The sequence below is a fragment of the Paenarthrobacter sp. NPDC089307 genome (genome assembly GCF_040685055.1).
Lineage (GTDB): Bacteria > Actinomycetota > Actinomycetes > Actinomycetales > Micrococcaceae > Arthrobacter.
Genome location: NZ_JBFBHE010000005.1, coordinates 371,798 through 397,453 on the forward strand (window position 1 = coordinate 371,798; position 25,656 = coordinate 397,453).

The 25,656-nt window shown below is 63.9% G+C and carries 24 protein-coding genes; 9 read left to right on the plus strand and 15 right to left on the minus strand.

Features of this window, described 5'->3' with window-relative positions:
• The first annotated feature begins 17 nt into the window (after positions 1 to 17).
• Entirely contained in the window at positions 18 to 527 is a 510-nt protein-coding gene (locus AB0N72_RS14565; RefSeq protein ID WP_363931076.1) for a MarR family transcriptional regulator, read from the plus strand.
• On the opposite strand, the gene AB0N72_RS14570 is transcribed toward AB0N72_RS14565, so the two are convergent.
• A complete protein-coding gene (locus AB0N72_RS14570; protein WP_363931249.1) occupies positions 514 to 1,794 on the minus strand; it encodes a DUF222 domain-containing protein in 1,281 nt (426 codons plus the stop codon). The two genes, AB0N72_RS14565 and AB0N72_RS14570, sit on opposite strands and share 14 nt — an antisense overlap.
• 198 nt (positions 1,795 to 1,992) lie before the next feature.
• Between AB0N72_RS14570 and AB0N72_RS14575 the strand changes: the two genes are divergently transcribed.
• On the plus strand, positions 1,993 to 2,658 hold the full coding sequence (locus AB0N72_RS14575) for a TenA family protein (RefSeq protein WP_363931077.1): 666 nt from the start codon (positions 1,993 to 1,995) through the stop codon (positions 2,656 to 2,658).
• Here AB0N72_RS14575 and AB0N72_RS14580 read toward each other — a convergent pair.
• The 7 genes from AB0N72_RS14580 to AB0N72_RS14610 all read right to left on the minus strand — a co-directional run bounded on the left by AB0N72_RS14580 (position 2,645) and on the right by AB0N72_RS14610 (position 9,541).
• Positions 2,645 to 3,424: an enoyl-CoA hydratase gene (locus tag AB0N72_RS14580; RefSeq protein ID WP_363931078.1), complete on the minus strand. Its 780-nt coding sequence runs from the start codon at positions 3,422 to 3,424 to the stop codon at positions 2,645 to 2,647. The two genes, AB0N72_RS14575 and AB0N72_RS14580, sit on opposite strands and share 14 nt — an antisense overlap.
• A gap of 44 nt (positions 3,425 to 3,468) precedes the next feature.
• Positions 3,469 to 4,410: a 3-hydroxyisobutyrate dehydrogenase gene (mmsB, locus tag AB0N72_RS14585; RefSeq protein ID WP_363931080.1), complete on the minus strand. Its 942-nt coding sequence runs from the start codon at positions 4,408 to 4,410 to the stop codon at positions 3,469 to 3,471.
• Between the two features lie 11 nt (positions 4,411 to 4,421).
• Positions 4,422 to 5,513, minus strand: coding sequence for an enoyl-CoA hydratase/isomerase family protein (locus tag AB0N72_RS14590; RefSeq protein WP_363931081.1), 1,092 nt, complete (start codon positions 5,511 to 5,513; stop codon positions 4,422 to 4,424).
• Positions 5,513 to 7,012, minus strand: coding sequence for a CoA-acylating methylmalonate-semialdehyde dehydrogenase (locus tag AB0N72_RS14595; protein WP_363931082.1), 1,500 nt, complete (start codon positions 7,010 to 7,012; stop codon positions 5,513 to 5,515). The genes AB0N72_RS14590 and AB0N72_RS14595 overlap by 1 nt, the downstream gene beginning before the upstream one ends.
• A 120-nt stretch (positions 7,013 to 7,132) precedes the next feature.
• Complete coding sequence (locus AB0N72_RS14600; protein WP_363931084.1) at positions 7,133 to 7,705, minus strand: hypothetical protein; 573 nt, start codon at positions 7,703 to 7,705, stop codon at positions 7,133 to 7,135.
• A gap of 13 nt (positions 7,706 to 7,718) precedes the next feature.
• Positions 7,719 to 9,110 carry a deoxyribodipyrimidine photo-lyase gene (locus AB0N72_RS14605; protein WP_363931085.1) on the minus strand — a complete coding sequence of 464 codons (1,392 nt, stop codon included), beginning with the start codon at positions 9,108 to 9,110 and terminating at the stop codon, positions 7,719 to 7,721.
• Positions 9,111 to 9,199: 89 nt separating this feature from the next.
• A complete protein-coding gene (locus AB0N72_RS14610) occupies positions 9,200 to 9,541 on the minus strand; it encodes a hypothetical protein (RefSeq protein ID WP_363931086.1) in 342 nt (113 codons plus the stop codon).
• Between the two features lie 284 nt (positions 9,542 to 9,825).
• On the opposite strand from AB0N72_RS14610, the gene AB0N72_RS14615 reads away from it, so the two are divergent.
• Positions 9,826 to 11,988, plus strand: coding sequence for a glycogen debranching N-terminal domain-containing protein (locus AB0N72_RS14615; protein ID WP_363931087.1), 2,163 nt, complete (start codon positions 9,826 to 9,828; stop codon positions 11,986 to 11,988).
• 23 nt (positions 11,989 to 12,011) lie between these two features.
• On the opposite strand, the gene hxlA is transcribed toward AB0N72_RS14615, so the two are convergent.
• Positions 12,012 to 12,635 (minus strand): 3-hexulose-6-phosphate synthase, encoded by a 624-nt coding sequence (gene hxlA, locus AB0N72_RS14620; protein ID WP_363931088.1) that lies wholly within the window; start codon positions 12,633 to 12,635, stop codon positions 12,012 to 12,014.
• 52 nt (positions 12,636 to 12,687) lie between these two features.
• On the minus strand, positions 12,688 to 13,278 hold the full coding sequence (hxlB, locus tag AB0N72_RS14625; protein ID WP_363931089.1) for a 6-phospho-3-hexuloisomerase: 591 nt from the start codon (positions 13,276 to 13,278) through the stop codon (positions 12,688 to 12,690).
• 149 nt (positions 13,279 to 13,427) lie between these two features.
• Here hxlB and AB0N72_RS14630 point away from each other — a divergent pair, with 149 nt between their 5' ends.
• The gene (locus AB0N72_RS14630) at positions 13,428 to 14,708 is read left to right on the plus strand and encodes a LuxR C-terminal-related transcriptional regulator (RefSeq protein ID WP_363931090.1); all 1,281 of its coding nucleotides are present in this window, start codon (positions 13,428 to 13,430) and stop codon (positions 14,706 to 14,708) included.
• Positions 14,709 to 14,711: 3 nt separating this feature from the next.
• Here AB0N72_RS14630 and AB0N72_RS14635 read toward each other — a convergent pair whose 3' ends face one another.
• Both AB0N72_RS14635 and AB0N72_RS14640 read right to left on the minus strand, forming a co-directional pair.
• A complete protein-coding gene (locus tag AB0N72_RS14635; protein ID WP_363931091.1) occupies positions 14,712 to 16,124 on the minus strand; it encodes a ferredoxin reductase in 1,413 nt (470 codons plus the stop codon).
• Positions 16,121 to 17,425, minus strand: a complete 1,305-nt coding sequence (locus AB0N72_RS14640) for an aromatic ring-hydroxylating dioxygenase subunit alpha (RefSeq protein ID WP_363931092.1) — start codon at positions 17,423 to 17,425, stop codon at positions 16,121 to 16,123. The genes AB0N72_RS14635 and AB0N72_RS14640 overlap by 4 nt, the downstream gene beginning before the upstream one ends.
• Before the next feature lie 171 nt (positions 17,426 to 17,596).
• Here AB0N72_RS14640 and AB0N72_RS14645 point away from each other — a divergent pair, with 171 nt between their 5' ends.
• Positions 17,597 to 18,529, plus strand: coding sequence for a LysR family transcriptional regulator (locus AB0N72_RS14645; protein WP_363931093.1), 933 nt, complete (start codon positions 17,597 to 17,599; stop codon positions 18,527 to 18,529).
• Between the two features lie 22 nt (positions 18,530 to 18,551).
• Here the strand turns inward: AB0N72_RS14645 and AB0N72_RS14650 are convergent, their stop codons facing one another.
• The 3 genes from AB0N72_RS14650 to AB0N72_RS14660 form a co-directional block, all read right to left on the minus strand.
• Entirely contained in the window at positions 18,552 to 18,776 is a 225-nt protein-coding gene (locus AB0N72_RS14650; protein ID WP_363931094.1) for a hypothetical protein, read from the minus strand.
• 5 nt (positions 18,777 to 18,781) lie between these two features.
• Positions 18,782 to 19,696, minus strand: a complete 915-nt coding sequence (gene pdxS / locus AB0N72_RS14655; protein ID WP_363931095.1) for a pyridoxal 5'-phosphate synthase lyase subunit PdxS — start codon at positions 19,694 to 19,696, stop codon at positions 18,782 to 18,784.
• Positions 19,697 to 19,856: 160 nt separating this feature from the next.
• The gene (locus AB0N72_RS14660; RefSeq protein ID WP_363931096.1) at positions 19,857 to 20,537 is read right to left on the minus strand and encodes a GntR family transcriptional regulator; all 681 of its coding nucleotides are present in this window, start codon (positions 20,535 to 20,537) and stop codon (positions 19,857 to 19,859) included.
• A 131-nt stretch (positions 20,538 to 20,668) separates the two neighbouring features.
• Between AB0N72_RS14660 and purU the strand changes: the two genes are divergently transcribed.
• The 4 genes from purU to AB0N72_RS14680 are packed head-to-tail and all read left to right on the plus strand — an operon-like array spanning position 20,669 to position 25,650.
• On the plus strand, positions 20,669 to 21,586 hold the full coding sequence (purU, locus tag AB0N72_RS14665) for a formyltetrahydrofolate deformylase (RefSeq protein WP_363931097.1): 918 nt from the start codon (positions 20,669 to 20,671) through the stop codon (positions 21,584 to 21,586).
• A gap of 50 nt (positions 21,587 to 21,636) precedes the next feature.
• The gene (locus tag AB0N72_RS14670) at positions 21,637 to 24,129 is read left to right on the plus strand and encodes an FAD-dependent oxidoreductase (RefSeq protein WP_363931098.1); all 2,493 of its coding nucleotides are present in this window, start codon (positions 21,637 to 21,639) and stop codon (positions 24,127 to 24,129) included.
• 10 nt (positions 24,130 to 24,139) lie between these two features.
• Positions 24,140 to 24,766 (plus strand): cyclodeaminase/cyclohydrolase family protein, encoded by a 627-nt coding sequence (locus AB0N72_RS14675; protein WP_363931099.1) that lies wholly within the window; start codon positions 24,140 to 24,142, stop codon positions 24,764 to 24,766.
• Complete coding sequence (locus AB0N72_RS14680; RefSeq protein ID WP_363931100.1) at positions 24,763 to 25,650, plus strand: bifunctional 5,10-methylenetetrahydrofolate dehydrogenase/5,10-methenyltetrahydrofolate cyclohydrolase; 888 nt, start codon at positions 24,763 to 24,765, stop codon at positions 25,648 to 25,650. The genes AB0N72_RS14675 and AB0N72_RS14680 overlap by 4 nt, the downstream gene beginning before the upstream one ends.
• The last annotated feature ends 6 nt before the right edge of the window (positions 25,651 to 25,656 follow it).

A 25,656-nucleotide genomic window follows, 5' to 3' on the forward strand; every position in this document is an offset into this window, starting at 1 on the left:
AGCAACGAAGGAGGCCCATGGGCACCCCACTCCCCCGCGATCCCATCGCCGACGCCCAGCGCAACTGGGAACGGCATGGTTGGGGCGATGTTGCGGCGCCCATGGCCGCCATCACCGCGATCATGCGCACGCAACAGATCCTGCTTGCGCGGATCGAAACGGTCCTCAAACCGTTCGGGCTGACCTTCGCGCGCTACGAACTCCTGGCGCTGCTGAGTTTCGCCCGCAGCGGCGCGCTGCCCATGAACAAAGCCAGCGCGCTCCTGCAGGTGCATCCCACCTCGGTGACCAACGCCGTCGACCGCTTGGAAAAGGCCGCACTGGTGGCCCGTTCACCGCACCCCACCGACGGCCGCACCACGTTGATTGAACTCACGCCAGAGGGCCGCACCCTGGCCAAAAAGGCGACGGCGGCGCTCAACGCCGAGGTTTTCGGCAAGTCGGGCTTCGGGGACGACGACGTCGATCACCTCATCCGCGTGCTGGGCACCTTCCGCAGGGATGCCGGGGATTTCACGGAGGAGTAGCCTGTCCGGGCAGTGGCGGGGCTTTTGATCGGTATGTATGCCCGGCGGGCGTGCTGATTTCCAGGGTGTGAACGTCACCGGGCACAGTTTTGCTGGTCCAGCCGGGGTTTTCTTTGGTGTGGTTGCAGGCTTCGCACAGGCCGGCACCGTTTGCGAGGTTCGTTTGCCCTCCGGAACGCCAAGGGACCACGTGGTCGATATGCCGGATGGGCGCATCGCAATACGGGGTCCGGCAGGTGTCGTCCCGCGTTTCGATAAAACGCCGAAGCCGCCCCGAAAAGAGCCTCGCCTTTGAATCGGTGGCAAGGAGTTCTCCCGTGTCCGGCGCCGTGTATAGGCGTCGAAGCCATACCCGCAGCTCTGCGTGCTCCCCACCAGGAGCTTGCTCCCCACCACGAGCTTGCTCCCTACTAACAACCGTCCTTGCCCATTCTGCAGGGACGATTCCGTAACCCTGAAGCCGTGCTGGTTCGCTGTCGCCCTGGAAGAGGGAACGGTCCGTCATGACGAGGTCCAGGTTGATCCCCGTGAACCCGCCCGGGGTTCCGGTGACGCGTTCAACGAGCGTGTCGGCCAGGAGCTGCCCGCGGGTTGGGACAACTCCACCAGGCTCTGCTGCCCCGGTGGAACGTGCGGAATCAGCCGCCCGGCTCAGTGCAGCGTAGACAGCCACTCCTTGGGCAACCGGCAGCAGGGCGGTCAGGTAGGTCATGGTGTCCGGCGCCGGACGCAGGCTCACGGTCCGCTCAGAGGCAGCACGACTGGCCCGCCCCACGACCGACCGCGGATCACGACGGTACGCGGCGGCCTTGGCCGCAGCGATGACGGCTTTGTCCCCTTTACCTTCGAAGGTTCCGGTATCGGGTGCGAGTTCCTCATCCACCGCGGCCCGGTCCTCCACGCTGAGGCAGGCTGTTTCCTTTACGAGCAGCGTGGCACGCCATTCGTTCAGCTGCCCCGACTTCAACGCGGCCAAAGTGCGCGGCATCTCCGTTACCAGTGCCTTCGCCAAACCAAGCAGACGCGATCCACGGTTGGGCGATTCACGCCGCGCCAAGGCAACCTGGGCGCCGACGCCCTTGCCACGCTCCGCGGCAGGGATGCCGGCGTCGGCTTGCTCGGCCCGCTGCGCAAGATCAAAAGCCACAGCAACGCGGGCCTGCAAAGCGGAAATCGCCGACTTCATCTCCTCCAGGACCCGCAACTGTTCGATCAGGTCACCACTGACAGTGCTGGCTGAACCGCCGACGGAGTGAACGGAATCCATGGCAGCGGGAGCGCAGCCAAGCGCCACAACTGCGCCAATCCCCACAGCTGCGCCTGTTGGCCTTTCCGCGATTCGCTCCATGACCTAACTCTGGCAGGAGGCACCGACAATATAACGTCGGCGGTCCAAAGGCTGCCGCGTTCGTCATGGCCGGGTACGCTGCTAGGCTCCGAAGCTGACACCTCAGGAGGAATCACAGTGGGCTTTGCCGATGAACTCAGGAACCAATACACCGGGGATTGGGACGCCGCCGTCAATCATCCCTTTGTAGGGCAACTCTTGGACGGGTCTCTGTCCGACGACCACCTGCGCCACTACCTCGTGCAGGATTACCAGTTCTGCGATGCGTTCACAGCCCTTTTGGGGCAGGCGGTGGCATCAGCGCCTTCGCTGTCCTCGCGGTTGGTGTTTGCCGGCGTTCTCGGGGCTTTCGCTTCGGATGAGAATACGTACTTCCAGGATTGCTTCAACGAACTCGATGTTCCCGAAGCAGACCGGACATCACCGGAGCTTGCGCCCGCAACCCGGGATTTCGACAACCTGATGCGCGGAGCCCTCGCCAGCCGTAGCTACCCGGAAGTCCTGGCGGTACTGCTCGTTGCCGAGTGGCTCTACGGGGACTGGGCCGCCCGCGCCGGCGAACCAAGTGCATGGCCAGCACACGCCAAGCATGCCGAGTGGATCCGCCTCCACAACAACCCCGGGTACAACGCCTGGGTGACGTGGCTACGTGACGAGTTTGACGCCGTCGAGCCTGCAGACGGCGCGGAACGTGATCGCGTTGCCGCAACCTTCGGGGAGGCAGTTCGGCTGGAGCGTGCCTTCTTCGACGCCGCGCTGGTGTCCTCCGCTACCGGTGCTTGAACTCCGGCTGCCGCTTCTCCGTGAACGCGGCCATGCCCTCCTTCTGGTCCTCAGTGGCGAAGAGCGAGTGAAACACCCTGCGCTCAAACAGAACGCCCTGCGCCAGGCCCGTTTCAAAGGCGGCGTTGACGGCTTCCTTGGCGACCATCGCAACGGGCTTGGACTTGGAGGCAATGACTTCGGCGGCTTTGACGGCCTCCTCAATGACCTCTGCAGCGGGCACTACCCGGGAGACCAGGCCGGAACGCTCAGCCTCTTCAGCATCCATGTAGCGCCCGGTCAACACCATGTCCATGGCTTTGGCCTTGCCCACGGCACGCGTCAGCCGCTGGGAACCACCCATGCCAGGGATAACGCCGAGGTTAATTTCAGGCTGACCGAACTTTGCGTTGTCCCCGGCGATGATGAAGTCTGCCATCATGGCAAGCTCGCAGCCACCGCCCAGGGCAAACCCTGACACCGCAGCGATCACCGGGATCCGCAGCCGGGTGAGGTCTTCCCAGTGCCTGAACCAGTCCGCGGCATACATCTCCATGTAGCTCTTGGAGGACATCTCCTTGATGTCGGCACCGGCGGCGAAGGCCTTGGCTGAGCCAGTGATCACCACGGCGCCGATGCCAGGATCGGTATCCATGTCCTGCACGGCGGAAACGAGTTCGTTCATGAGGGCGGTGTTCAGCGCGTTCAGCGCCGACGGCCGGTCCAGGGTCACCAAGCCAACCCTGCCCCGCCGTTCCACCACAATGTTCTGGTACTGCTCCGTCATGCTCTCCCTCTCGTCAAAAACCCTCATGGACACAGCTCAAACTCTCACACGGATTTATCCCGGATCTCGGTGATGATGCCGGAGAAGTCCCTGCCCGCACCCTCGCCGGCAGCGAATGCGTCGTAGATCCGCGAAGCCAAAGGACCCATTTCCGCAGCAACACCCGTGCTCTCCAACGCATTCACAGCCAGCCGCAGGTCCTTGGCCATCAACGCGCCGGCGAAACCGGGCTGGTAGTCACGGTTGGCGGGGCTGGTGGGAACCGGTCCGGGAACGGGACAGTTGGTGGTGAGCGCCCAGCACTGGCCTGAGGCGTTGGATGCGACGTCGAACAGCGCCTGATGCGTGAGGCCCAGCTTCTCTCCGAGCACAAAAGCTTCGGCGACAGCAATCATGGACACGCCCAGGATCATGTTGTTGCACACCTTGGCGGCCTGCCCCGCACCGTGGTCACCGCAGTGGACAATCCTCTTTCCCATCAGCTCCAAAATCGGCTTCACGGTATCGAAATCCTCCGGCAAGGCACCCACCATGAAGGTCAGGGTGCCGGCCTCGGCCCCCACCACGCCACCGGAAACCGGTGCGTCCACGGAGCGGTGGCCGGCTTCCAGGGCAATCACGGCTGCTTGGCGGGCCTCGTCAACGTTGATGGTGGAACAGTCCAGGAACAAGGTGTCCGGCTTGGCAACCGACAGCAGCCCCGGACCATCCACACCCTGGTAGGCGTCCAATACGTGCTTGCCGCTGGGCAGCATGGTCAACACCACGGCGGCCTCGGCAGCAGCTTCGTGGGCCGAGGATGCCATGGGAATCCCGTGCGCCTTTGCGGCCTCAACCGCTGCGGGGACGGGGTCGTAGCCAATCACCTGGTGGCCCGCCTTGATGAGGTTGGCCGCCATCGGCCCACCCATGTGGCCCAGGCCGAGGAAAGCGATGAGCCCCGTTGCCTGGGCTTGGACATCCGACGTGGCTGCGTTCTCTGTCATTTCCGTCTCCTTCAACTCGACTGGACTGGGCTTGATTCGACTGAACTGGCGGCGAGGCCCAGCTCCCGTTCCCCGAGCGGCGCAAAGTAGCCCTCGACGTCGGACTCGTGGACTTCGGCGAGCGTTGCTGGCTTCCATTGCGGGTTGCGGTCCTTGTCCACCACCTGCGCACGGATGCCTTCACGGAAATCAGGCCCGGACAGGCACCGCAGCCCCACACGGTATTCCTGGTCGAGCGCTTCCTCGAGGGACAGGCCCCGTACGCGCCGCAGGGACTCCAAGGCCACTTTGACGGAGGTGGGCGATTTCGCCTCGATGGTGTCCGCTGCGCCTGTGGCCTCGCCGCCCAAAGACCGCAGGCTCCGCACGATCTCCTCAGCATCGTCGTGCCCATAGGCTTCGTCGATCCACTCACGCTGAGCCGCCAGCGCCGAGTCAGGCGCGACTTGGGCAAAGCGCACGACGGCGTCTTCCGCCGTCGAGTTTTCCAGCGCTTCCGCCAGCGCGGGGAGGCTTTCGGACGGCACGAAGTGGTCCGCGAGCCCCAGGAACAAGGCATCTGCACCGCTTAGGTGCGCGCCGGTCAGCGCCGCGTGCGTTCCCGTCTCCCCCGGCGAGCGGGACAGCAACAGGGTGCCGCCGACGTCGGGCACGAATCCGATAGTGGTTTCCGGCATCCCGGTGCGCGTCCGTTCGGTGACCACGCGAACGGATCCGTGCGCCGAGACGCCCACGCCGCCACCCAAAACGAGCCCATCCATGAACGCGACGTAGGGCTTGGGGTAGCGCGAGATCAAGGCGTTCAGCCGGTACTCATCGGCCCAGAACTCGGCCGTTTCGGTTCCACCGTGCAGCATGTCCTTGTAAATGGCCACAATGTCCCCGCCGGCGCAGAGTCCCCGTTCCCCTGCACCGCGCACCAACACCGTGGCGACGGAATCGTCATCGGCCCAGGCGAGCAGTTGTTCCAGCATGGCTTGGACCATTCCGTGGTTCAACGCGTTGACGGCCTTGGGCCGGTTGAGCGTCACGATGCCGAGGTGCCCGCGCCGTTCGAAAAGGACTTCTTCTGCTTGCTGGTCTTCCTTGTCGACGGCTCCCATCAGCTGCCTGCCGGCATCACGAAGCTGGCGCCCTGGCGGATGCCGGAGGGCCACCTTGAGGTGACGGTCTTGGTCTTGGTGTAGAAGCGGAAGGCGTCGGCGCCGTGCTGGTTCAGGTCGCCGAAGCCCGATGCCTTCCAACCACCGAAGGTGTAATACGCGATCGGGACGGGAATCGGAACGTTGATCCCCACCATGCCCACCTCAACGCGGCTGGCGAAGTCGCGGGCGGAGTCGCCGTCGCGGGTGAAAATCGCGACGCCGTTGCCGAACTCGTGCTCGCTGCAGAGCCTGAGCGCTTCGTCATAGTCAGCGGCGCGCAGCACGCTGAGGACAGGACCGAAGATCTCTTCCTTGTAGATCTTCATGTCCTTGGTGACGTTGTCGAAGAGCGTCGGGCCTACCCAGAAGCCGCCATCGTAGCCGTCTACAGTGAGGCCGCGGCCGTCGGTGACCAGGGTTGCGCCCTCATCCACGCCGGACTGGATGTAGCCTTCGATCCGTTCCTTGGCGGAGGCTGCCACCACGGGTCCGAAATCCGAATCCTTGTCCAGGCTGTGGCCCACCTTCAGATCCTTGACCCGCTCAGTCAGCTTGGCCACCAGCGCGTCGGCGGTCTCCTGGCCAACGGGTACGGCCACCGAGATGGCCATGCAGCGTTCGCCGGCCGAACCGTACCCGGCACCAATCAGGGCGTCGGCAGCCATGTCGAGGTCGGCGTCGGGCATGATCACCATGTGGTTCTTCGCACCGCCGAAGCACTGTGCGCGCTTGCCGTGCGCTGCTGCGGTGGCATAGATGTACTGCGCAATCGGCGTGGAACCAACGAAGCCGATGGCCTTCACCCGGGGATCCTCCAGCAGCGCGTCCACGGCTTCCTTGTCACCGTTGATGACGTTGAAGACGCCGTTGGGCACCCCCGCTTCGCTGTAAAGCTCGGCAAGGCGCAGCGGTACGGAGGGGTCACGTTCGGAGGGCTTGAGGATAAAGGCGTTTCCGGCTGCGAGCGCGGGCCCGGACTTCCACAGCGGGATCATGGCCGGGAAGTTGAAAGGCGTAATGCCTGCCACCACGCCCAGGGGCTGGCGGAGCGAGTGGACGTCGATCCCTTGCCCCGCGTTGTCAGAGAATTCACCCTTGAGCAGGTGCGGCGCCCCTGCGGAAAATTCGACTACCTCGATGCCGCGTTGGATGTCGCCCTTGGCGTCCGCGAACGTCTTGCCGTGCTCCGAGGACAGAAGCTTGGCGAGCTCGTCCATGTTCTCGTTTACCAGGTCCACGAACTTGAGCAGGATCCGTCCCCGACGCTGCGGGTTCATGGCCGCCCATTCGAGCTGCCCCTTCTCGGCATTTGCGACGGCGTTGCGTACCTCGTCTGCGCTGGCCAGCGGGAGCCGGGCCTGGACTTCGCCAGTGCAGGGATCGAAGACATCGCTGAAGCGGCCGGATGTGCCATCGACCCTCTGGCCGTCAATGTAGTGGGAAAGCTCGCGCACCATGGTGGAATGCTCCTTTGCATCGTGAATGACTGGCGTGCCGCCGGCTGCTGGGACCGGCGCGGAACACGTGACCAACTGTGATCCAGGTCATCTCAGAACCGAATATACTCGGACTTCCTACTAATTTCCAGAGGGGTGTTTTTCCAACCCGGCGCCCCCGCCTGACGCATCAGTGCGGGCGGGCCACTGACCGGTCACCTTGTGGAAATCGATGGCCACCAGCAGCGGGGAGACGTCGTAGGTGCGGATGTTCAGGCTCAGTTTCGCGCCGTCGACGGACTTGACAGTCAGGATTGGCTGCCCCTTCAGAACCCGCACGGCGTACTCCGCGATGTCGCTGTATGGAACTATGTGTTCCTTGCCGAACACTGTACGAAAAGCCACCTCATGTTGGCGGGCAGCGACGTACCAGTTGCGGTACATGAGGACGAAAGCCACTCCGCCCAGGAAAACGGCGACGGCGGTAATCCGGGCACCCAAGGGGGAACGGTCATAGCCGAACGAGACCAGGCTCATGAGGAGCCCAAAAACCAGCAGGAGCCAGCCGAGAAACGCCACAATCCTGGGCATGCGAACCTGCTCCGGGTATTCCTTGGACCTGTTGGGGTGCCTGCGGGCCCACCACGTAACCGCTGCGATGAGCACGGCAACTGCGGCCATGATGATGATCTTCAGAACAAGCTCAGTCGACATCCGGCCAGCCTACTCAGTGAACCTCTTTCATCCCTTTATAGGCCTCCAAAGCCTCTGCCCGGGTGGTCTTGAGATCCACGATCTCCTCCGGGTACTCCGGTGTTCCGAACTCGGGAATCCAATGCGCGATGTACTTCCCTTGGGGATCAAACTTCACCCGCTGTGCCTCCGGGTTGAAGATCCTGAAGAACGGCGAAGCATCGGCTCCCGACCCGGCAACCCACTGCCAGTTCGCAGGGTTCGACGCCGGATCCGCGTCCACCAGGGTGTCCCAGAACCACTGCTCACCGAGTTGCCAATGAATGCCAAGGTTCTTCACCAGGAAACTGGCCGCAACCATGCGAACACGGTTGTGCATCCAGCCCGAGTGCCACAGTTGGCGCTGCCCGGCGTCCACCATGGGGAAACCCGTGCGGCCCATCTGCCAGGCCCGCAGTTCTTCGGGCGCGGACTCATGGCCCGGGTGCTGGCCATTGTCGCCGTTACTGCCGGGCCATGCCCACGGAAATCGGTCGAATTCCGGGCGAAGATTCGCGGTGGCCAGGTGCGGATTGTGGAAATACTGGTGCCAGCAAAACTCCCGCCATCCCAGTTCCGAGGCAAAAATGCTGGAACTCTCGGACCGCTTGGAACCCAAGGCATGCCACACCTCGAACGGGCTCAACTCTCCCCACCGCAGATACGGGGAGAGCCGGCTGCTGCCCTCTGTGTCGGGCCGGTTCCTGCCCTCGCTGTAATGGGAAAGACCACCCGCTACAAAGGTGGAGAGCGCTTTGTGGCCCGCGGCTGATCCCGGCGTCCAGCTCTCCGCCAGCCCGCCGGACCAGTCCGGCTTGCTGGGCAGCAGGTTCCAGGAGTCCAGGCTGTCATAGGCCGGAAGCTTGCCAGTGAACCCGTGGCCTTCCTCCGGAACGGCCAGCGGCTCACGGAAATCCTGCGCGGACACCATACGCCAGAACGGCGTGAACACCTTGTACTGCCCGCCGGTCTTGGTGGTGACTTCCCACGGCTCGTGCAGCAATGAAGCCTGGAAACTTGCAACGTGCAAGCCGGCTTCGCCCGCCCAGGCCTTGATGCCGGCGTCGACCGTCCGCTCTGCCGTCCCGTACCGCCGGTTCCAATACAGCGCGCCCGCACCGAGCGTCGTCGTGGTTTTCGCGACGACAGACGCCGCGTCACCGCGCCGCAAAAGCAGGGGGATGCCCAGGGCATCGAGGTCTTCGCGGAGTGCGGCCAGGGAGTGGTGCAGCCACCAGCGCGAGGCGCCGCCATGGGGGCGGATGCCCTCGGACTCTTCGTCCAGGACGTACAGGGCCACCACGGCGCCATCATCGACGGCGGCCCGCAAGGCCGGGTTGTCGGCAACCCTCAGGTCGTCCCGGAACCACACAATGGACGGCTTCACGTATTTCCTTCCAGACGACACCCGGGAAATGGGAACAGCCCATGCCCCCTAATGAATCCTAGGGGCATGGGCTGTCTCAAGCTGCGCCGTTATGCGATGGACGGAACGGCTTCCTCAACGGTTTCAGCCAATGTGGTGGCGCTGGCCGGGGAATCGTTCCAGAGCGGAACGCTGTTGACCACGTAGTCCCTCGCGGCCGGTCCCACCATGCTCAAGCCAGCGTAGATTCGCTGTCCATTGACCTTGGCGGTTTTCAAGCCCTCACGCTCAAGGGCGGTTTTGAAGGCAGAGTCGGGGATGGGGATCTTGCGTCCGAGTACGCACCAGCTGATGTACAGGCCATAGAAAGTGTCAGAATCCAAGCCGTTCTCAGTGTCGTCCTCAAACACCACACAATCGCGAATAAAGCTGCCTATCTGGGTGTCGGTCATTACGGGGCCTCCGGCGTCGGAAGAAATACGGGCCGCCGGGCTGCATCAGCGAATGTCCTGTTCCCTCACTATAGCCCCCTTCCGGGTTTCCGTACCTGGAATTGAGGTTAACTCTCGATGACAGGCCCGCAATTCCGCCATGGAAAGAACAAATAAAGCCCGCTTCCAACAGGGGCCGGACTCTGGCGCCCGCGTGGGCAGCGGCGTAGCGTCGACTACATCCCACCAGCGGCCGGACAGGCGGCGGCCGTTGCAGCTCAAACGGACCCAAAAAGGAGCCTCACGTGGCTGGATGGAACGCTGACACGGCAGCCGGACCCCTTGGCGCGGGAACCGTGACCCTGGTGGAAGGTTCGTCTTTTTGCATCTCATCCGCCAACGGGGACATCCATCCCGAGTTGCCCCACGGCGTCTTCCATCTGGACACCCGGATCCTCTCCACATGGGAGCTGACTGTTAACGGACAAGTCATCGAGCCGTTGGCAGCAGAAACCAGGGAACCCTACCGCGCCTTGTTCGTGGGACGGGTACCGCGCCCGGATGGGCACGCGGACAGCCCCCTGCTGGTCGAGAGGCTGCGGGAAGTAGGAAACGGAATCCGCGAAGAAATCACCGTGCGGAATTACTCCAACCAAGCGACGCAATGCCGGATCCAGCTCTCCGCGGCATCGGATTTCGCGGACCTGTTCGAAGTCAAGGAAGCACGGATCACGCGCCAATGGATTGAAACCCACCTGCCTGACGGCGATTCCCTGGAAATCCGGGGAAAATGGGAGGACATCCGCAAAAGCGTGGTGATCCGGGCCGATGGTGCCGGGGCGGGCGCCAAAGCATTGGGTTTCACGGCGAAAATTCCCGCCTACGGGAGCTGGAGTACCAGGGCCAGCGTGGTTCCGAAGCAGCCGAGCACCGGCGCCGGGGCTGCCTTCACCCACCAGGACCAGGGCGGGCTCTCGCCCAGCGATCAACGCCGGCAGGACTGGGTTTCCCGGATCCCCGTCGTGCAGCTGGGCGACCGGTCGATCGAGAACACCCTCCGCCGCAGTTACGAGGACCTCGGCGCACTCCGGATCCAGGACCCGGACCATCCGGAGAGGGTAGTTGTGGCCGCCGGCGCCCCGTGGTTCATGACCTTGTTCGGCAGGGATTCCCTTTGGGCATCCGAAATGGCCCTGCCCGTGGACCCCTCCCTGGCGCTGGGTACCTTGCGCACGCTGGCCGACCGGCAGGGCACGGTGGTGGACCCGGCCACCGAGGAGGAGCCCGGCAAGATCCTCCACGAAGTCCGGCTGGGAGTCTCGGGAGGTCTGGCTTTGGGCGGAAAATCCGCCTACTACGGCAGCGTGGATGCCACTCCCCTGTTTGTGGTGGTCCTGGGTTCCGTCAGCCGCTGGGGCTTCGCCAAGGACGCCATCTCGGGGCTCCTCCCCCACGCAGACCGCGCCCTGGAATGGATTCAAAACTACGGTGACCGTGACGGCGACGGCTTCGTTGAATACGGGCGTCCCAACGAACACGGGCTCATCAACCAAGGCTGGAAAGACTCCTGGGACGGCATCAATTTCGCGGACGGCACCCTCGCCGAGCCACCTCTGGCTCTTTGCGAGGTCCAGGCCTACGTGCACGGCGCCTATGTGGCGCGCGCCTGGATGGCATACGACGACGGCGACCTCGCCTTGGCTGAAAGCCTGCGGGAACGCGCGGAGAACCTGAAGCGGCGGTTCAACGAGCAGTTCTGGATGCCGGACAAGGGCTACTACGCTGTGGCGCTGGACCGCCACAAACGGCCTGTGGACGCGTGCGCTTCCAACATGGGCCACTGCCTGTGGTTTGGCTTGATTGACGAGGACAAAGCCCCTGCGGTGGTGGAGCGGCTGATGTCCCCTGAAATGTTCAGCGGGTGGGGCGTCAGGACACTTGCCAAAGACATGGGCGCCTACAACCCTGCCAGCTACCACAACGGCTCGGTGTGGCCGCACGACAATGCCCTGATTGTTTCGGGGCTGCTGCGGTACGGCTTCGTGGAGGAAGCCCAACGGATTGCCACGGCGATGCTCGAAGCGGCGGAGATTTCCGGCTACCGGCTCCCGGAGCTATTCTGCGGATTTGACCGAGCACAGTTCCGGGAACCGGTCCCCTACCCCACTGCCTGCTCCCCGCAGGCGTGGGCCGCCACCACCCCGATCCACCTGGTCATGAGCCTCATGCGCTACGACACCCATATCTCCTTGGGCGGCATCTGGCTGGACCCCGTGCTGCCGACGTCGTTTGGGGACCTGCACATCCGCAACGCCCCCATGGGGAGTGCCCGGATCACGATTGACGCCTCCGGCAATGAAGCGACGGTCCAGGGCATACCCGAAGGACTGACGGTCCATCACGGACAACGGCCCTGGCTGTCCGAGCTTGTTGAGCAGGCCCATCACCGTACGCCGGAAAGCACCTGACCAGGTGAGTGGATGGCGGCTACTTACTGGATAGCGGCTTTGAGTTCCTTTGCGGCCAGTTCCGGATCCGCGGCGCTGTAGATGGCGCTGCCGGCCACAGCTACATCGGCGCCGGCCAGCTGTACCGCAGAAATGGTGGAGGCGTTGACGCCGCCGGCCACGGAGAACGGCACGCGGGCTTCTTCGCCGGCGTTGAGGAGTCCACGCAGGTCGTAGCCCGGCTGGGCTTGCTCGTCCAGGCCGGCGTGGAACTCGATGAACTTTGCCCCCAGGGACCTGGCTTCCTTGGCGCGGGAGACCTTGTCTGCCACTCCGATCAGGTCCACCACGATGCCCTTGTTGTGGGACTGCGCAGCCTTGACGGCACCGGCAATGGTGGAGTCATCCGCGGTTCCGAGGACTGATACCAAATCTGCGCCTGCCTTGAAGGCAATGTCAGCTTCGAGTTCCCCGGCATCCATGGTCTTCATGTCGGCGAACACAATCTTGGTGGGGTGGGCCTCCTTGATGGCCGTAACGGCGGAGAGGCCCTCAGCCTTGATCAACGGCGTACCCAGCTCGATGATGTCCACGTGCTCGGCTACCTTGCCGGCAAGTTCCAGGGCGTCTTCGATGGTGAGGAGATCAAGTGCAACCTGCAGTTTCATGGTGTTCTTCTTTCTTGTTGTGGATAGCTTTGGGCTTGGAAGGAAAGGGCTTTTATTCGAGGTTCGCGTGACGCAACCAGAGCTTTTCGGCGGGTTCGTCCGTGGCTTCCCAGAGGGCCTGGAAGACCGACTCGGTCACCAGGAACAGGGATTGTTCAAAGAGGCTGCCGGAGTATTGCTTCGAAACAGTGGAACCGTGATCTGTCTTTTGCGCGGCCGGAATGACCACCAGGGTGTCGGCGAAACCGGCCACAGCGGAGGAAGGGTTGGTGGTGATCGCGGCAACCTGGGCTCCGGCTGCGAGCGCTGTCTGAGCTGCTTTGACCACCCCTGACGTCGTGCCCGAACCGGATGCCACCACCAGCAGGTCCCCGGCAGTGATGGCCGGGGTGGTGGTGTCGCCGGCCACGTGGACCGTCAGGCCCAGATGCATCAGGCGCATCGCCGCCATGCGGAGCACCAGGCCGCTCCGGCCGGCCCCGGCCAGGAAGACGCGGTGGGCCGCGCCAATCCTTTCTGCGAGGCCCGCAACTTGTCCGTAATCCATGCCGGAGGCGACGCCGGCGAGCTCGCCGAGGATCAAAGAGGCGTTGGCGGCGACGCCGTCACTGGTGGTCGTCGCTGATTCCGCGATGATATTCACATTCCACTCCTTCATGGGTAGTCGGCGGAGCCGTTTGGGCGATACAACAATTCTTCCGACTGGTTCAGGTGGGAAGAACGCCAATAAAGAACAGTCTTCGCCACCCTTTCGGGTAGGCAGGGCTCGTACCCCTGCTTTAGGCTTGGAGCATGTCCCAGCACTCCGACATCCCCTGGCAGCTTCTGGCTGCTATCGCAGACATCACCCAGGCACCCTTGGCGCGCATAGCCGACGGCCTCAGGACAGCCCTTTCGCCGTTCGTCACGTCCAGTGCGTTGGTGATCTTTACGGAAGACTGCACCGGCCGACCCCAAAAGAAAGCCGGCGACGAGGGCATTGTCAGCCGCGTCTCCATCCCGGAGCTGGACGGGGTCCGGGCGGCAATGGAGGGGAAAGGTCCCTGGCGGTCCAGTGCAGTGATCGCCGGCCAGGAGCGGGATATCCTGGCTTTCTCATACCCGGCCAGCAACGCCCTGCTGGTCCTCACGGACCCGGTACTCCCTGACCCACTGCTACCCGAGGACAACGAAGCGCTGCGCGTCGCCTCTTACCTTTGGGAACTCACAGCTGCTCGTATCCAAGAGAAGGTCAGCGACGCGCCGCCGTCGTATCTTTTGGAATCCCGGGCCGCGTCAGCGGAACGAATCCGCGTCACGGCAGAGCTGGTGGACCAGCACTCCACCACGCTCGAAACGGTACTGGCCGCCCTGCGGTCCACCACCATGGACGACCACGCGGCCCGGACATTCGTCACGGACCTGACCGTCAAGGCCTTGATCGGCCTTAGGACCTTGAATGACCGCACCAGCGATCTTGTGGAGGAACCCGTCAGCACGGCCTTCGAAAGGCTTCGTGAAGACCTGCGGCCCCTGATGCACTTCAGCAATATCGACATCCAGTTCATCGAACCACCCGCAAACGGACGTGCACTGCCTGGAGAAGTGGCCCATGCCGCCCGGGCCGTAGTCCGCGGCCTGGTCCTGGCCATCGCTGAGCAGCCGGACGTCCACCGCGTCCGGGCCCAATGGGACTGCGACGGGGAGAACCTGCTGATCAACGTCCGGGATGATGGACGCGGCGAACTGTCAGCCGATGGCTCCAATGTGGAACGGCTCCGCCAGAGGGTGCAGGCCCTGAACGGCAAGATGAGTGTTGACGTGATGCACGGATGGGGCGCAGACATCTCGGTGTCGCTGCCACTGGATCCGCCATCGGCGCCTGCGGGGGACGTTGCGGCGTGGGGCCTGGCCGCAAGGGAGCTGGAAGTTCTTCAGTTCCTGGCCGCCGGGCAACGAAACCGCGCCATCGCCGCAGAGTTGAACATCAGTGAAAACACGGTGAAATTCCATCTCCGGAACCTGTTCCGGAAGCTGGATGTCCGGTCCCGCACTGAGGCCATTGCGCTGGCCCACAGTGCGGGACTCCGGTAGCAGCTAGGCGTCGATCACCATATCGGTGCGCGCCGTGGAGCAGCAGGGCAGGAACTTTCCGGCGTCGATTTCACGCGCCCGGATTCCGCCTTGGTGGTTCATGTCAACCTCGCCGGACAGCTTGACCACCTTGCAGGAGCCACACATGCCCTCTTTGCAGTTGGCGCCAATCCTGACGCCGGCACGCTGCGCCACCTCGAGGATGTGCTCCTCAGGGTCGATGCGAACGTTGACGCCGGTGCGCAGGAAGGACAAAGTGAGGCTTCCTGTTCCAACGGTGACGAAGCTGGAGGCATCCGGAGTGGCGGCCTCGGGCGCCGGGCTGGTGCCGTCGGACGCTTGGGAACCTGACGCGTCCGGTTCGGAGGCTTCCAGCGGCAGTCCCGTGGCTTCCAACGTTCCGTCGGCGTCATAGCCTGGCTCGTAGAGCCCGAACGCAGCGGGCTGGCTTTCGTAGTAGTCCTCGGCGGAATCGGCGATTTCTTCCGCGATTTCCTCGGCAATATCTGCCGCGAGCGCCACTTCCGCCTGGTATTCGAGGAGCGTCTGGCGGTCTCCGGAGAAGAACTCCATGTAAATGGAGGTATCGTCGACGCCCACCTTCTTCAGGAGCTCGGTGGCCGTGTTCAGGTAACCCTCGGGGCCACAGGCATAGACCTGCCTGCCGTTGGCGTCGGGGGCCACTTCTTCAAGCATGGCCGTCGTCAACCTTCCGCTGAGGCCTTCCCAGCCCTCGGGCTTGCTGCGGTCGCCGAGGGAGTAGAAGACCCGGATCCGCGAATCCACGGAGGCGATGTAGGCAAGCTCGCGGTGGAACGCAAAACCGCCAGCTTCGGCCCCGTGGTACAGCACCACGACGTCGGCGTGTCCGGGCAGTGAATGGATGGTGCGCACCATCGACATGATCGGTGTGATGCCTGCCCCGGCGGCAAGCAACAGGTACCGTGCACGCCGGTCCGCATCAGGCAGGTGGAAGGCACCCACTGGTCCGAGCATTTCCAGGACGGTCCCGGGCTTGACGTTCTCGTGGACCCAGGGCGAGACGAAGCCGCCGGCATCGCGCTTGACGCTGATGCTGAAAGTCCATGGCTCGGTGGGTGAGCTGGACAGTGAGTAGCTGCGGTCCACCGGTTCCTGGTCCTCGCCGTTCACCGGGAAGGCGACGTTGACGTACTGCCCGGCACGGAAGGCGAGGGGGGCGCCGTCGCACCTCCGGAAGACGAACGTCATGAGGCCGCCGGCTTCCGGAACGGTCTCCACGCATTCGGCCATGAACTCCTGCGGATGCCAGGGACCCAGGGCGCGGGCAGCGCGGGCGGGTGCCTCGGTGCTGCCCATCACCCGGTTCCACGGCATCTCAAGACCCCGGATGCGCTGTGGCTCCTGGATGGCCGTTTCGGTGAGGAGTTCAATCATGCCAAGTGCTCCTGCACGCGCTGGACGTACCAGTTGATGAAGGCCTCCACCTGGTACTCGCTCTTCATGTACGGGCCGGGTTCGTAGGCGGGGCTGCCTGCACCCGTCTGGCACAGCTCCACAAACGCCTTGTCCTGCAGGTTCGTCTGCTTCCAGGTGTAGGTGAGCTTCTCGAGGTCGTAGTCGACACCTTCCACGGCGTCGTCGGCTACCAGCCAGGTGGTGCGGACCAGGGACTGGTGCTCATTGATCGGGAAGACACCGAAAGTGATCACGTGGTCGCCCAGGAAGTGGAACCAGCTGTTGGGCTGCAGGTGCATCGAACAGCGTCCGAGGCGGAAGTCCGGCAGATCGCCAAGCAGCTTCTTGGAAAGCCTGCGCCCGTCGGCCGAGAAGGATTCGCCCTCACCGTCCAGGGATTCGCGCGAGATGCGGATACCGGCGATACGGGTATCGAGTTCCTCGACTACCTCGTAGGGCAGCCCGTAGCGGCGGCAACGCTCCTCGAGGGAGGACTGTGCTTCCTTGTTACGGTCCCATACCTCTTCAAGGTGGGCCGGAATCAGGCCCTCGGTCAGGCCCCAGGTGGGGAACAGGGAGCATGCCAATTCCGGGTGGCCGTCGCAGTGGTAGCACTCACGGTTGTTCTCCATGACGAGCTTCCAGTTGCCCTCTTCGATGATGTTCTGCTGGTAGGCAATCTTCGTCTTGGACAGATCGTGGGGCGCCAGGTAGGGCTCGAAGATCTTGGAGGTCTCGTCGAAGTCGGTGGGCGGCTCGTCGGCGATGCAGACAAAGATGAGCCCGGCAACCTCGCGGCTGTGGGCACGCTTGAGGGCGAAGCAGTTCTTGTCGAACTTGGCCTCACCCGGTGCCGAGGCGTGGATCAGGTTGCCTTCGGGCGAGTAGGTCCAGGAGTGGTAGCCGCACACGAGGTTGCCAGTGGAACCGGCGGACTCTGTGAGGACCCGGGCACCGCGGTGGCGGCACACGTTGTGCAGGACGTTGACGCCGCCGTCGTCGTTACGCAGGACGATCAGCGAGTACGGGCCGTAGTCCACCGTGATGTAGTCGCCCGGCTCGGGCAGTTCGGCGACGCTTCCGGCAAAAATCCAGTGCTGGCCGAAGATGGCTTCCATGTCGATCTTGAAGATCGTCGGGTCGGTGTAGAACGGGGCATCGAGGGAGTATCCGGTGCGCCGGAACTCGAACAGCGCGCTGATCTCGGCCAGCTGCTCTGCAGGCAGTGTTGCGGCGAGTTTTCCGCGTGAATTGAGGGGCGCGTTCACTTGAGCAGTCATGGGTTTCCTCCCGGGAGGCTGGGTAAGTATGCGATTCATGGGGGGTCCGCTTTTGCATCGTCGCAGGCGGCGTTGGCGAAGTCTTCGTAGTAAGAGATTAGGGACGATTGAACTGCAACAAAAGCGCAATATTTAGGAGATAACCCTGCGCAATAGGTGCATGATGGTTGCATGATCGATCAGAGGCTGGTAACCCTTCGCGTTTTCGCCCGATGCGGCACCGTGGGGGCAACTGCCGAACTCACGGGATACTCCCCCTCCGCCGTCTCTGCGCAGCTGCGCGAACTCCAGCGCGTACTGGGAATGCAGCTGCTGACAAAAGACGGTCGGGGCGTGCGGCTGACTGCCACGGGGCGCTTCCTGGTGGCGGGTTCGGACAAGCTCATCGCCGAATGGGAAAGCCTTCGCGCGGCGGCCATGGAGGCCGGCGACCAGGTGCAGTCGCACTTTGGCCTTGGCGGATTCTCGACGGCGGCGGCCCAGTTGCTTGCGCCGCTGGCCGCCACGCTGCGCTCAACACGCCCTCTTCTGGAGGTGCAGGTACTCGAGGCCAACCCTTCACGCTGCTTCGACCTGCTGGTTGCAGAGCGCATCGACCTTGCCGTCATCGTCGCCATGCAGTCCGACACCTATGGCGAGGATGATCCCCGCTTCGAGCAGACCGTCCTGCTCGACGACCCGCTGGACGTGATCATCCCCGCAGACCATCCCCTTGCTGCACGGGAAACGGTGACGTTGGAGGAGCTTGCGTCCGAACCCTGGATCACGGAGGCCGCCGGGTCCACCTACCATTCACTGTTCACGGCGGCGTTCACCGCGGTCGGGGTAACACCACGCATCGCGCATGAGGCGGTTGAATGGGAAACGCAGATCGCGTTCGTGGGCGCGGGGCTGGGCGTGGGCTTGCTGCCCCGGCTGGCACCGCTGCACAGTGCCGAAAACGTGGTGCGGCTACGTATCACCGGCAAGGGAAAACCGGCACGGCGCATCGTGGCAGCCGTTCGCAGGGGCAGTATTTCTTCGCCCCTGATCAAGGAGTCGCTGGAGATCCTGCAGAAGAGGGCCCAGCGGATCCTCACCACCAGGCCCGAGGACGAGGCGTGAACCGGTCAGTTTCGTGGGCCCGTTACGCCCACACCTCATAGCCGGTGGACTGATCGAAAAGCTTCCGCCGGTCCGCTCCATTCGCTGCGATCCAGAGGACGGAGTCATCGGCGGCCGCCTGTTCCACAACCCCGGTCATTATGCGGTCGCCCTTCAGCCACACTTCCACCATGTGGCCTGGCAGTTGGGCCCAGTCCTTGCGCAAGGCGCGCCCTTCGACCGTCCTGGCCGGCTTCGTCTGTGCCATCACCATCACCAGCCGCGTTCCGCGAGGCGGTGGGGCTGGGGGACGTCGTCGACGTTGATCCCGACCATGGCCTCGCCCAGGCCGCGGGAGACTTTCGCGATTACATCAGGATCGTCATAGTAGGCAGTGGCCTTGACGACGGCGGCAGCGCGCTCTGCGGGGTTGCCGGACTTGAAGATACCCGAACCAACGAACACGCCATCAGCGCCGAGCTGCATCATCATCGCAGCATCAGCCGGGGTCGCGATACCGCCGGCGGTGAACAGCACCACCGGAAGCTTGCCCATGGCAGCGACTTCCTTGACCAGCTCGTACGGGGCCTGGAGCTCCTTGGCCGCAACATACAACTCATCCTCCGGAAGAGCTGACAGCTTGGCGATCTCGGCGCGGATCTTGCGCATGTGCCCGGTCGCATTCGACACATCACCGGTACCGGCTTCGCCCTTGGACCGGATCATCGCCGCGCCCTCGTTGATGCGGCGAAGAGCCTCACCCAGGTTGGTGGCACCACAGACGAAGGGAACGGTGAAGTTCCACTTGTCGATGTGGTTGACGTAGTCGGCCGGGGTCAGGACCTCGGACTCGTCGATGTAGTCAACACCAAGGGACTGCAGGACCTGGGCTTCGACGAAGTGGCCGATACGGGCCTTGGCCATCACCGGGATCGACACCGCCGCAATGATCTGATCGATCATGTCGGGATCGGACATCCGGGACACGCCACCCTGGGCGCGGATATCAGCCGGTACGCGCTCAAGCGCCATGACGGCGACAGCACCGGCGTCCTCGGCGATGCGGGCCTGCTCGACGTTAACGACGTCCATGATGACGCCGCCCTTGAGCATCTCCGCCATGCCCCGCTTAACGCGGCTGCTGCCCGTGAGCGGGATGTGTTCGAAAAGAGGGTGTCGTGTAGTCACGTGATACTCCGGGAGGCTGGGCTGTGATGGCGTCACACGAGCCCGGACACGACGCCGGCAAGGGCCAGGACCGTCTGATATCCGGGTGATATATTAGTGAGAAGACCAGTATGCAACCGACCCGCCACCGAGTCAACCACTCAGCCGGGGCGCCGTGGGCTCAGGCCGCGAACAGGGCCTGCCGCACGGCACGCTCGAACCCATTGACATGGACACGGGCGAGCTCGGCGGCCTCTTCTTCCTTGCCATCGATGACTGCCCGCAGGAGATCCAGGTGTTCGCGGACGTGATGCTCGAGATCCGGCAAGCGGTCAAGGACCATGCACCAGATGCGCGTGGCCAGGTTGTCGTAGCGGATCAGCACGTCTTCCAGGTGGGGATTCGCGGCCGCTGCATAGATGCCCTGGTGAACGCTGGCGTCGAGGCGCAGCGTCTCAACCACCGATGCCGCCTTGACGTCAAAATTCTCGACCGCCTGCATCACGTCCCGCAGGTGCGCTTTGGTCGCCTCGGAGGCAACCCGTGCCGCACGAGCCGCCGCAAGGGGTTCGAGTTGCGCCCGGATTTCGGAGATGAAGGCGAGGTCGGTCACTTCCACGCGGGTGGCGAACGTTCCGCGCCGCGGGTAGGTAATCACCAAGCGGTCCAGTTCCAGCCGCTTCAAAGCTTCCCTGACAGGAGTCCGTCCGACTTCCAGTTCTTTGGCGAGCTGTTCGTCGTTAAGGATGTCCCCCGGCTTGATGTCAAGCATCAGCAGCCGGTCGCGCAGCCGTTCATAGGCCACGTCAGCTAGAGATTTCCTGGTGGCATCGCCGATGCTTGCGAGAGTTCCAGTGGCCACTGCGCCAACTCCTTCTTCAAAACCGGGAAAACTATTGACCTGTTCCGGACACCAGTATACGCTGATTTCCAATCCTAATATATCAGTTCGTATTTCAGGAATATATCTAGGCAAACCCCCAAGGAGGACCCATGACCCTCGTGGCTTCAGACTCACACCTCAGCACCCTTCCGGCAGAACGCGGCCAGCTCAAGGACGAGCAGACGCAGAAGTTCGTACTCACACTGTCGTGCGTCGAACAGCCGGGCATCGTGCACGCCGTCACCACTTTCCTCTTCGAGCGCGGCTTCAACATCGAAGAACACCAGCAGTTTGACGACAGCCTGCGCCAGACGCTTCACCTGCGCACAGCGTTCTCCGGCGCCCGGAGCTACACGCCGCAGCAGCTTGAGGACGAGTTCCGCTCCATCGCGGACCGCTTCGACATGAAGTTCAGCTTCCATGACGAAACCAAGCAACGAGTACTGGTAATGGTCTCCAAGTTTGGCCACTGCCTCAACGACCTCATCTTCCGCTGGCGCGGAGGCAGCCTGGGCGGCGAGCTCGTGGCAGTTGTCTCCAACCACGAGACCCACCGCGCCATGGCCGAGGCAGCGGGCCTGCCCTTCATCCACATCCCGGTGACCCCCGACACCAAGGCCGAGGCGGAGCAGAAGCTCCTGGACATTGTGGACGAATACCAGGCAGACCTGGTGGTCCTGGCCCGCTACATGCAGGTGCTTTCCAACGATCTTTGCCGCAAGCTGGAAGGACGTGCGATCAACATCCACCATTCCTTCCTTCCCGGCTTCAAGGGCGCACGCCCCTACCACCAGGCCTATGACCGCGGCGTGAAGCAGGTAGGCGCAACAGCCCACTACGTCACCGCGGACCTGGACGAGGGACCGATCATCGAGCAGGAGGTCATCCGCGTGGACCACAGCTACGGCCCCAATGCGCTGTCCACCGTGGGCCAGGATGCCGAAGCCCTGGCGCTTTCCCGCGCCGTCCGCTGGCACTGCGAACACCGCGTCCTTCTGGACCAGACCAGCACGGTCGTCTTCCGCTGACCAGCCAGCCCCAGCCCGCCCCCACACGAATTTCTGCAGGAGAATCTTTCATGGCAACCACGCCTCGCATTGTCATCATCGGAGCCGGGATCGTCGGCACCAACCTCGCCGACGAACTCGTCACCCGTGGTTGGAACAACATCACGGTCCTGGACCAGGGACCCCTGAACATGCCTGGTGGTTCCACCTCGCACGCACCGGGACTGGTGTTCCAGACCAACCCCTCCAAGTCCATGGCCCTTTTCGCCAAGTACACGGTGGAGAAGCTGCTGTCCCTGGAAGAGGACGGCCAGAGCTGCTTCAACCAGGTTGGCGGCCTTGAAGTTGCCACCACGGAAACCCGCCTGGCGGACCTCAAGCGCAAGCTCGGTTATGCGCAGGCGTGGGGCATCGACGGCAAGATCCTCTCCCGCGAAGAGTGCAAGGCGCTGTACCCGCTCATCAACGAAGAAGACATCCTCGGCGGCCTCCACGTACCTACCGACGGCCTGGCCCTGGCTGCCCGCGCAGTCCAGTTGCTCATCAAGCGCACTGAAGCCGCCGGCGTAAAGTACATCGGCAACACCGAGGTGACCGGGATCGAACAATCAAACCGCCGCGTGACCGGCGTCGAGACCGCCGACGGCGTAATCCCCGCGGACATTGTGGTTTCCTGCGCCGGCTTCTGGGGCGCCAAGGTGGGCGAGCTCATCGGAATGTCCGTGCCGCTCCTCCCCCTGGCCCACCAGTACGTCAAGACCACGCCGGTCCCCGCGCAAAAGGGCAAGAACGAGCTCCCCAACGGTGCCCAGCTTCCCATCCTGCGCCACCAGGACCAGGACCTTTACTACCGCGAGCACGGCGAGCGCTACGGCATCGGCTCCTACGCGCACCGCCCCATGCCCGTGGACCTGGACGAACTGGGCAGCTACGAGCCCAGCAGCATCAGCGAACACAACATGCCCTCCCGCCTGGACTTCACCCTGGAAGACTTCCTTCCTGCCTGGGAAGCAACCAAGCAGATCCTGCCGGCCCTGCGCGAAAGCGAAATCGAGGATGGCTTCAACGGCATCTTCTCCTTCACTCCCGACGGCGGCTCCCTGGTGGGCGAGTCCAAGGAAGTGGACGGCTTCTTCGTTGCCGAGGCCGTGTGGGTCACCCACTCCGCCGGCATTGCCCGTGCCGTGGCGGAGCTCCTGGTGGACGGCAAGTCGAAAATCGACCTGGGTGACTGCGATATCCACCGTTTCGAAGAGGTCCAGCTGACCCCCGAATACGTCAGTGAGACCTCCCAGCAGAACTTCGTGGAAATCTACGACGTCCTGCACCCGCTCCAGCCCAAGCTCTCGCCGCGCAACCTGCGCGTCAGCCCCTTCCACGCCCGCCACAAGCAGCTGGGCGGCTACTTCCTGGAAGGTGCCGGCTGGGAACGCCCCTACTGGTTCGAGGCCAACGCCGAACTCCTCAAGGAAATGCCGGACGAATGGCAGCCGCCGGCACGCGATGCCTGGTCCGGGATGTTCAGCTCCCCCATTGCCGCAGCCGAGGCGTGGAAGACCCGCACCGCGGTTGCCATGTACGACATGACGCCGCTCAAGCGCCTGGAAGTGTCCGGTCCCGGCGCACTGAAGCTCCTGCAGGAACTCACCACTGGCGACCTCGCCAAGAAGCCCGGCGCCGTCACCTACACCCTGCTCCTGGACGAAGCCGGTGGGATCCGAAGCGACATCACGGTTGCCCGCCTGGATGAGGAGACTTTCCAGCTGGGCGCCAACGGCAACATCGATACCGCCTACTTCGAGCGCGCAGCCCGCCACCAGACGGCGAACGGAAGCGCCAGCGACTGGGTCCAGGTCCGCGATACCACCGGCGGCACGTGCTGCATCGGTCTCTGGGGTCCCCTTGCCCGCGACCTCATCAGCACCGTCAGCAGCGATGACTTCTCCAACGACGGCCTGAAGTACTTCCGGTCCAAGAAGGTCACCATCGGCGGCGTCACCGTCACCGCAATGCGCCTGTCTTACGTGGGTGAACTCGGCTGGGAGCTGTACACCAGTGCAGACAACGGCCAGCGCCTCTGGGATGCACTGTGGAAGGCCGGCCAGCCGTTCGGTGTCATCGCCGCAGGCCGTGCCGCCTTCAGCTCGCTGCGCCTGGAGAAGGGCTACCGCTCCTGGGGCACCGACATGACCACCGAGCACGATCCCTACGAAGCCGGCCTCGCTTTCGCCGTCAAGATGACCAAGGAAAACTTCGTTGGCAAGGCAGCCCTTGAAGGACGCGGCGAGGAAAGCTCCGCACGCCGCTTGCGCTGCTTGACGGTCGACGACGGCAGGAGCCTCGTGCTGGGCAAGGAACCGGTGTTCTACAAGGACCAGGCGGTGGGTTACGTCACGAGCGCCGCGTACGGCTACACGGTCCGCAAGCCGATCGCCTACGCCTACCTGCCGGCGGCTGTCTCACTGGGTGACTCCGTGGAAATCGAGTACTTCGGCCGCCGCATCCAGGCGACCGTCACCGAGGATCCGCTGTACGACCCCACCATGAGCCGGCTCCGCGGCTAGTACCCGAACCATGATCAGCTCAGAAACCATCAATGACTACCTCGCCAGGCTTGCCTCCCGCCAGCCCACACCGGGCGGCGGGGCGGCGGCGGCGCTGCATGCTGCACAAGGGGCAGCGTTGGTTGCCATGGTGGCCAGGTACACCACCGGCGCCAAGTTCGAGCAGCATGCTGCGCTCGTTGCCCGGGTCACCAGCGCGGCCGACCACCTGATCGCGGAGGCGCTGCGCCTTGCAGATGCCGATGAGCATGCCTTCCAGGCCGTCATCGACTCCTACAAGCTCCCCACCGACACGGACGAACTCAAAAGGGCCCGAGCAGCAGCCATCCAGGACGCACTGGTCCAGGCCGCCAACACCCCCGCGCAGCTCATCAGGGTTGCCGGTGAGGTGGTTGGCCTCGCCACGGACCTACTGGAAGCGGCAAACCCCAACGTCATCAGCGATGTGGCCGCAGCAGCAGATGCGGCCCGCGCTGCTGCCACAACAGCCCGCGTCAACATCGACATCAACGTGGTGGCCATCAAGGACCCCGCCGCCCGCGCCGAACTGGCCGGGCAGACGGACGGACTTGAAGACAAGGTGGTCCTCGCAGCCGATGCCCTGGTCAAGCGCGTCCGCGAAAGGATCCTCTCGTGAACACCCAAGTGCTTTCAGGCAAGCAACTGGCGGCACACATCCAGCAACAGGCCCGGGAACAAAGCCGCCTCCTGGAAAACAGCGGGCGTCATCCCGTGCTGGCCGTGGTTGTCGCCACGGACGACGAGTCGACGCTCTGGTACGTCAGGTCCATCGAACGCGCGGCTGAACGCCTGGGCATCGGATGCCGGATCATCGATCTGGGGCCGGAGGCCACCGAACAGGTCCTGGCCAGCGTCCTGCGCGACCTCAGCGCCGAACCGTCGGTCAACGGAATCATCCTGCAAACGCCGCTGCCTGTGGGCGTGAAGGCCGATTCCCTGGTCAGCCTCATCGCCCCGGAAAAGGACATCGACGGCGCCAATCCCCTCAGTCTGGGCCGCTTGGCTGTCGGCCAGCCGGCCTTCGCCCCTGCCACCGCGCAGGCTGTGGTGGAACTCCTGGACCATTTCCAGGTGCCGGTCGCGGGACGGAACGTGGCCGTCGTCGGGCGTTCTGCGGTGGTGGGCAAGCCGCTGGCGCTGCTGCTCCTGGAGCGGGACGCGACCGTTACCATCTGCCATTCCAAGTCAGGGCCGCTGGAGCGCTATACCCAGCCGGCCGACGTCGTGGTTGTTGCCGCCGGCCGGACCGGCCTGCTGAAGGGCAGCCACATCTCGCCGGAGACGGTAGTGGTCGACGTCGGAACCAACGTCCTGCCCGATGGCTCGCTGGTAGGGGACGTTGACGAAGCCAGTGTCACCGGTGTTGCCGCGGGGTTGACGCCGGTGCCCGGTGGCGTTGGTTCTGTCACCACGGCGCTGTTGCTCCTCCACACAGTTCAGGCCGCGAGGCAGCAGGAACCTGTCCAGCTGGCCGCCGCCACGTCCGCTGCCCGGATCTGAAGGGAA

Bases quoted from the DNA above. Each gene is read 5' to 3' on its own strand.
- AB0N72_RS14630 (WP_363931090.1), top strand. From the start codon at position 13,428: ATGTCCCAGCACTCCGACATCCCCTGGCAGCTTCTGGCTGCTATCGCA.
- AB0N72_RS14635 (WP_363931091.1), bottom strand. From the start codon at position 16,124: ATGATTGAACTCCTCACCGAAACGGCCATCCAGGAGCCACAGCGCATC.
- AB0N72_RS14650 (WP_363931094.1), bottom strand. From the start codon at position 18,776: ATGGCACAGACGAAGCCGGCCAGGACGGTCGAAGGGCGCGCCTTGCGC.
- AB0N72_RS14595 (WP_363931082.1), bottom strand. From the start codon at position 7,012: ATGGTGCGCGAGCTTTCCCACTACATTGACGGCCAGAGGGTCGATGGC.
- AB0N72_RS14565 (WP_363931076.1), top strand. From the start codon at position 18: ATGGGCACCCCACTCCCCCGCGATCCCATCGCCGACGCCCAGCGCAAC.
- AB0N72_RS14645 (WP_363931093.1), top strand. From the start codon at position 17,597: ATGATCGATCAGAGGCTGGTAACCCTTCGCGTTTTCGCCCGATGCGGC.
- AB0N72_RS14600 (WP_363931084.1), bottom strand. From the start codon at position 7,705: ATGTCGACTGAGCTTGTTCTGAAGATCATCATCATGGCCGCAGTTGCC.
- mmsB (WP_363931080.1), bottom strand. From the start codon at position 4,410: ATGACAGAGAACGCAGCCACGTCGGATGTCCAAGCCCAGGCAACGGGG.
- AB0N72_RS14670 (WP_363931098.1), top strand. From the start codon at position 21,637: ATGGCAACCACGCCTCGCATTGTCATCATCGGAGCCGGGATCGTCGGC.
- AB0N72_RS14570 (WP_363931249.1), bottom strand. From the start codon at position 1,794: ATGGATTCCGTTCACTCCGTCGGCGGTTCAGCCAGCACTGTCAGTGGT.
- AB0N72_RS14640 (WP_363931092.1), bottom strand. From the start codon at position 17,425: ATGACTGCTCAAGTGAACGCGCCCCTCAATTCACGCGGAAAACTCGCC.
- AB0N72_RS14580 (WP_363931078.1), bottom strand. From the start codon at position 3,424: ATGACGGAGCAGTACCAGAACATTGTGGTGGAACGGCGGGGCAGGGTT.
- purU (WP_363931097.1), top strand. From the start codon at position 20,669: ATGACCCTCGTGGCTTCAGACTCACACCTCAGCACCCTTCCGGCAGAA.
- AB0N72_RS14675 (WP_363931099.1), top strand. From the start codon at position 24,140: ATGATCAGCTCAGAAACCATCAATGACTACCTCGCCAGGCTTGCCTCC.
- AB0N72_RS14610 (WP_363931086.1), bottom strand. From the start codon at position 9,541: ATGACCGACACCCAGATAGGCAGCTTTATTCGCGATTGTGTGGTGTTT.
- hxlA (WP_363931088.1), bottom strand. From the start codon at position 12,635: ATGAAACTGCAGGTTGCACTTGATCTCCTCACCATCGAAGACGCCCTG.
- AB0N72_RS14590 (WP_363931081.1), bottom strand. From the start codon at position 5,513: ATGGGAGCCGTCGACAAGGAAGACCAGCAAGCAGAAGAAGTCCTTTTC.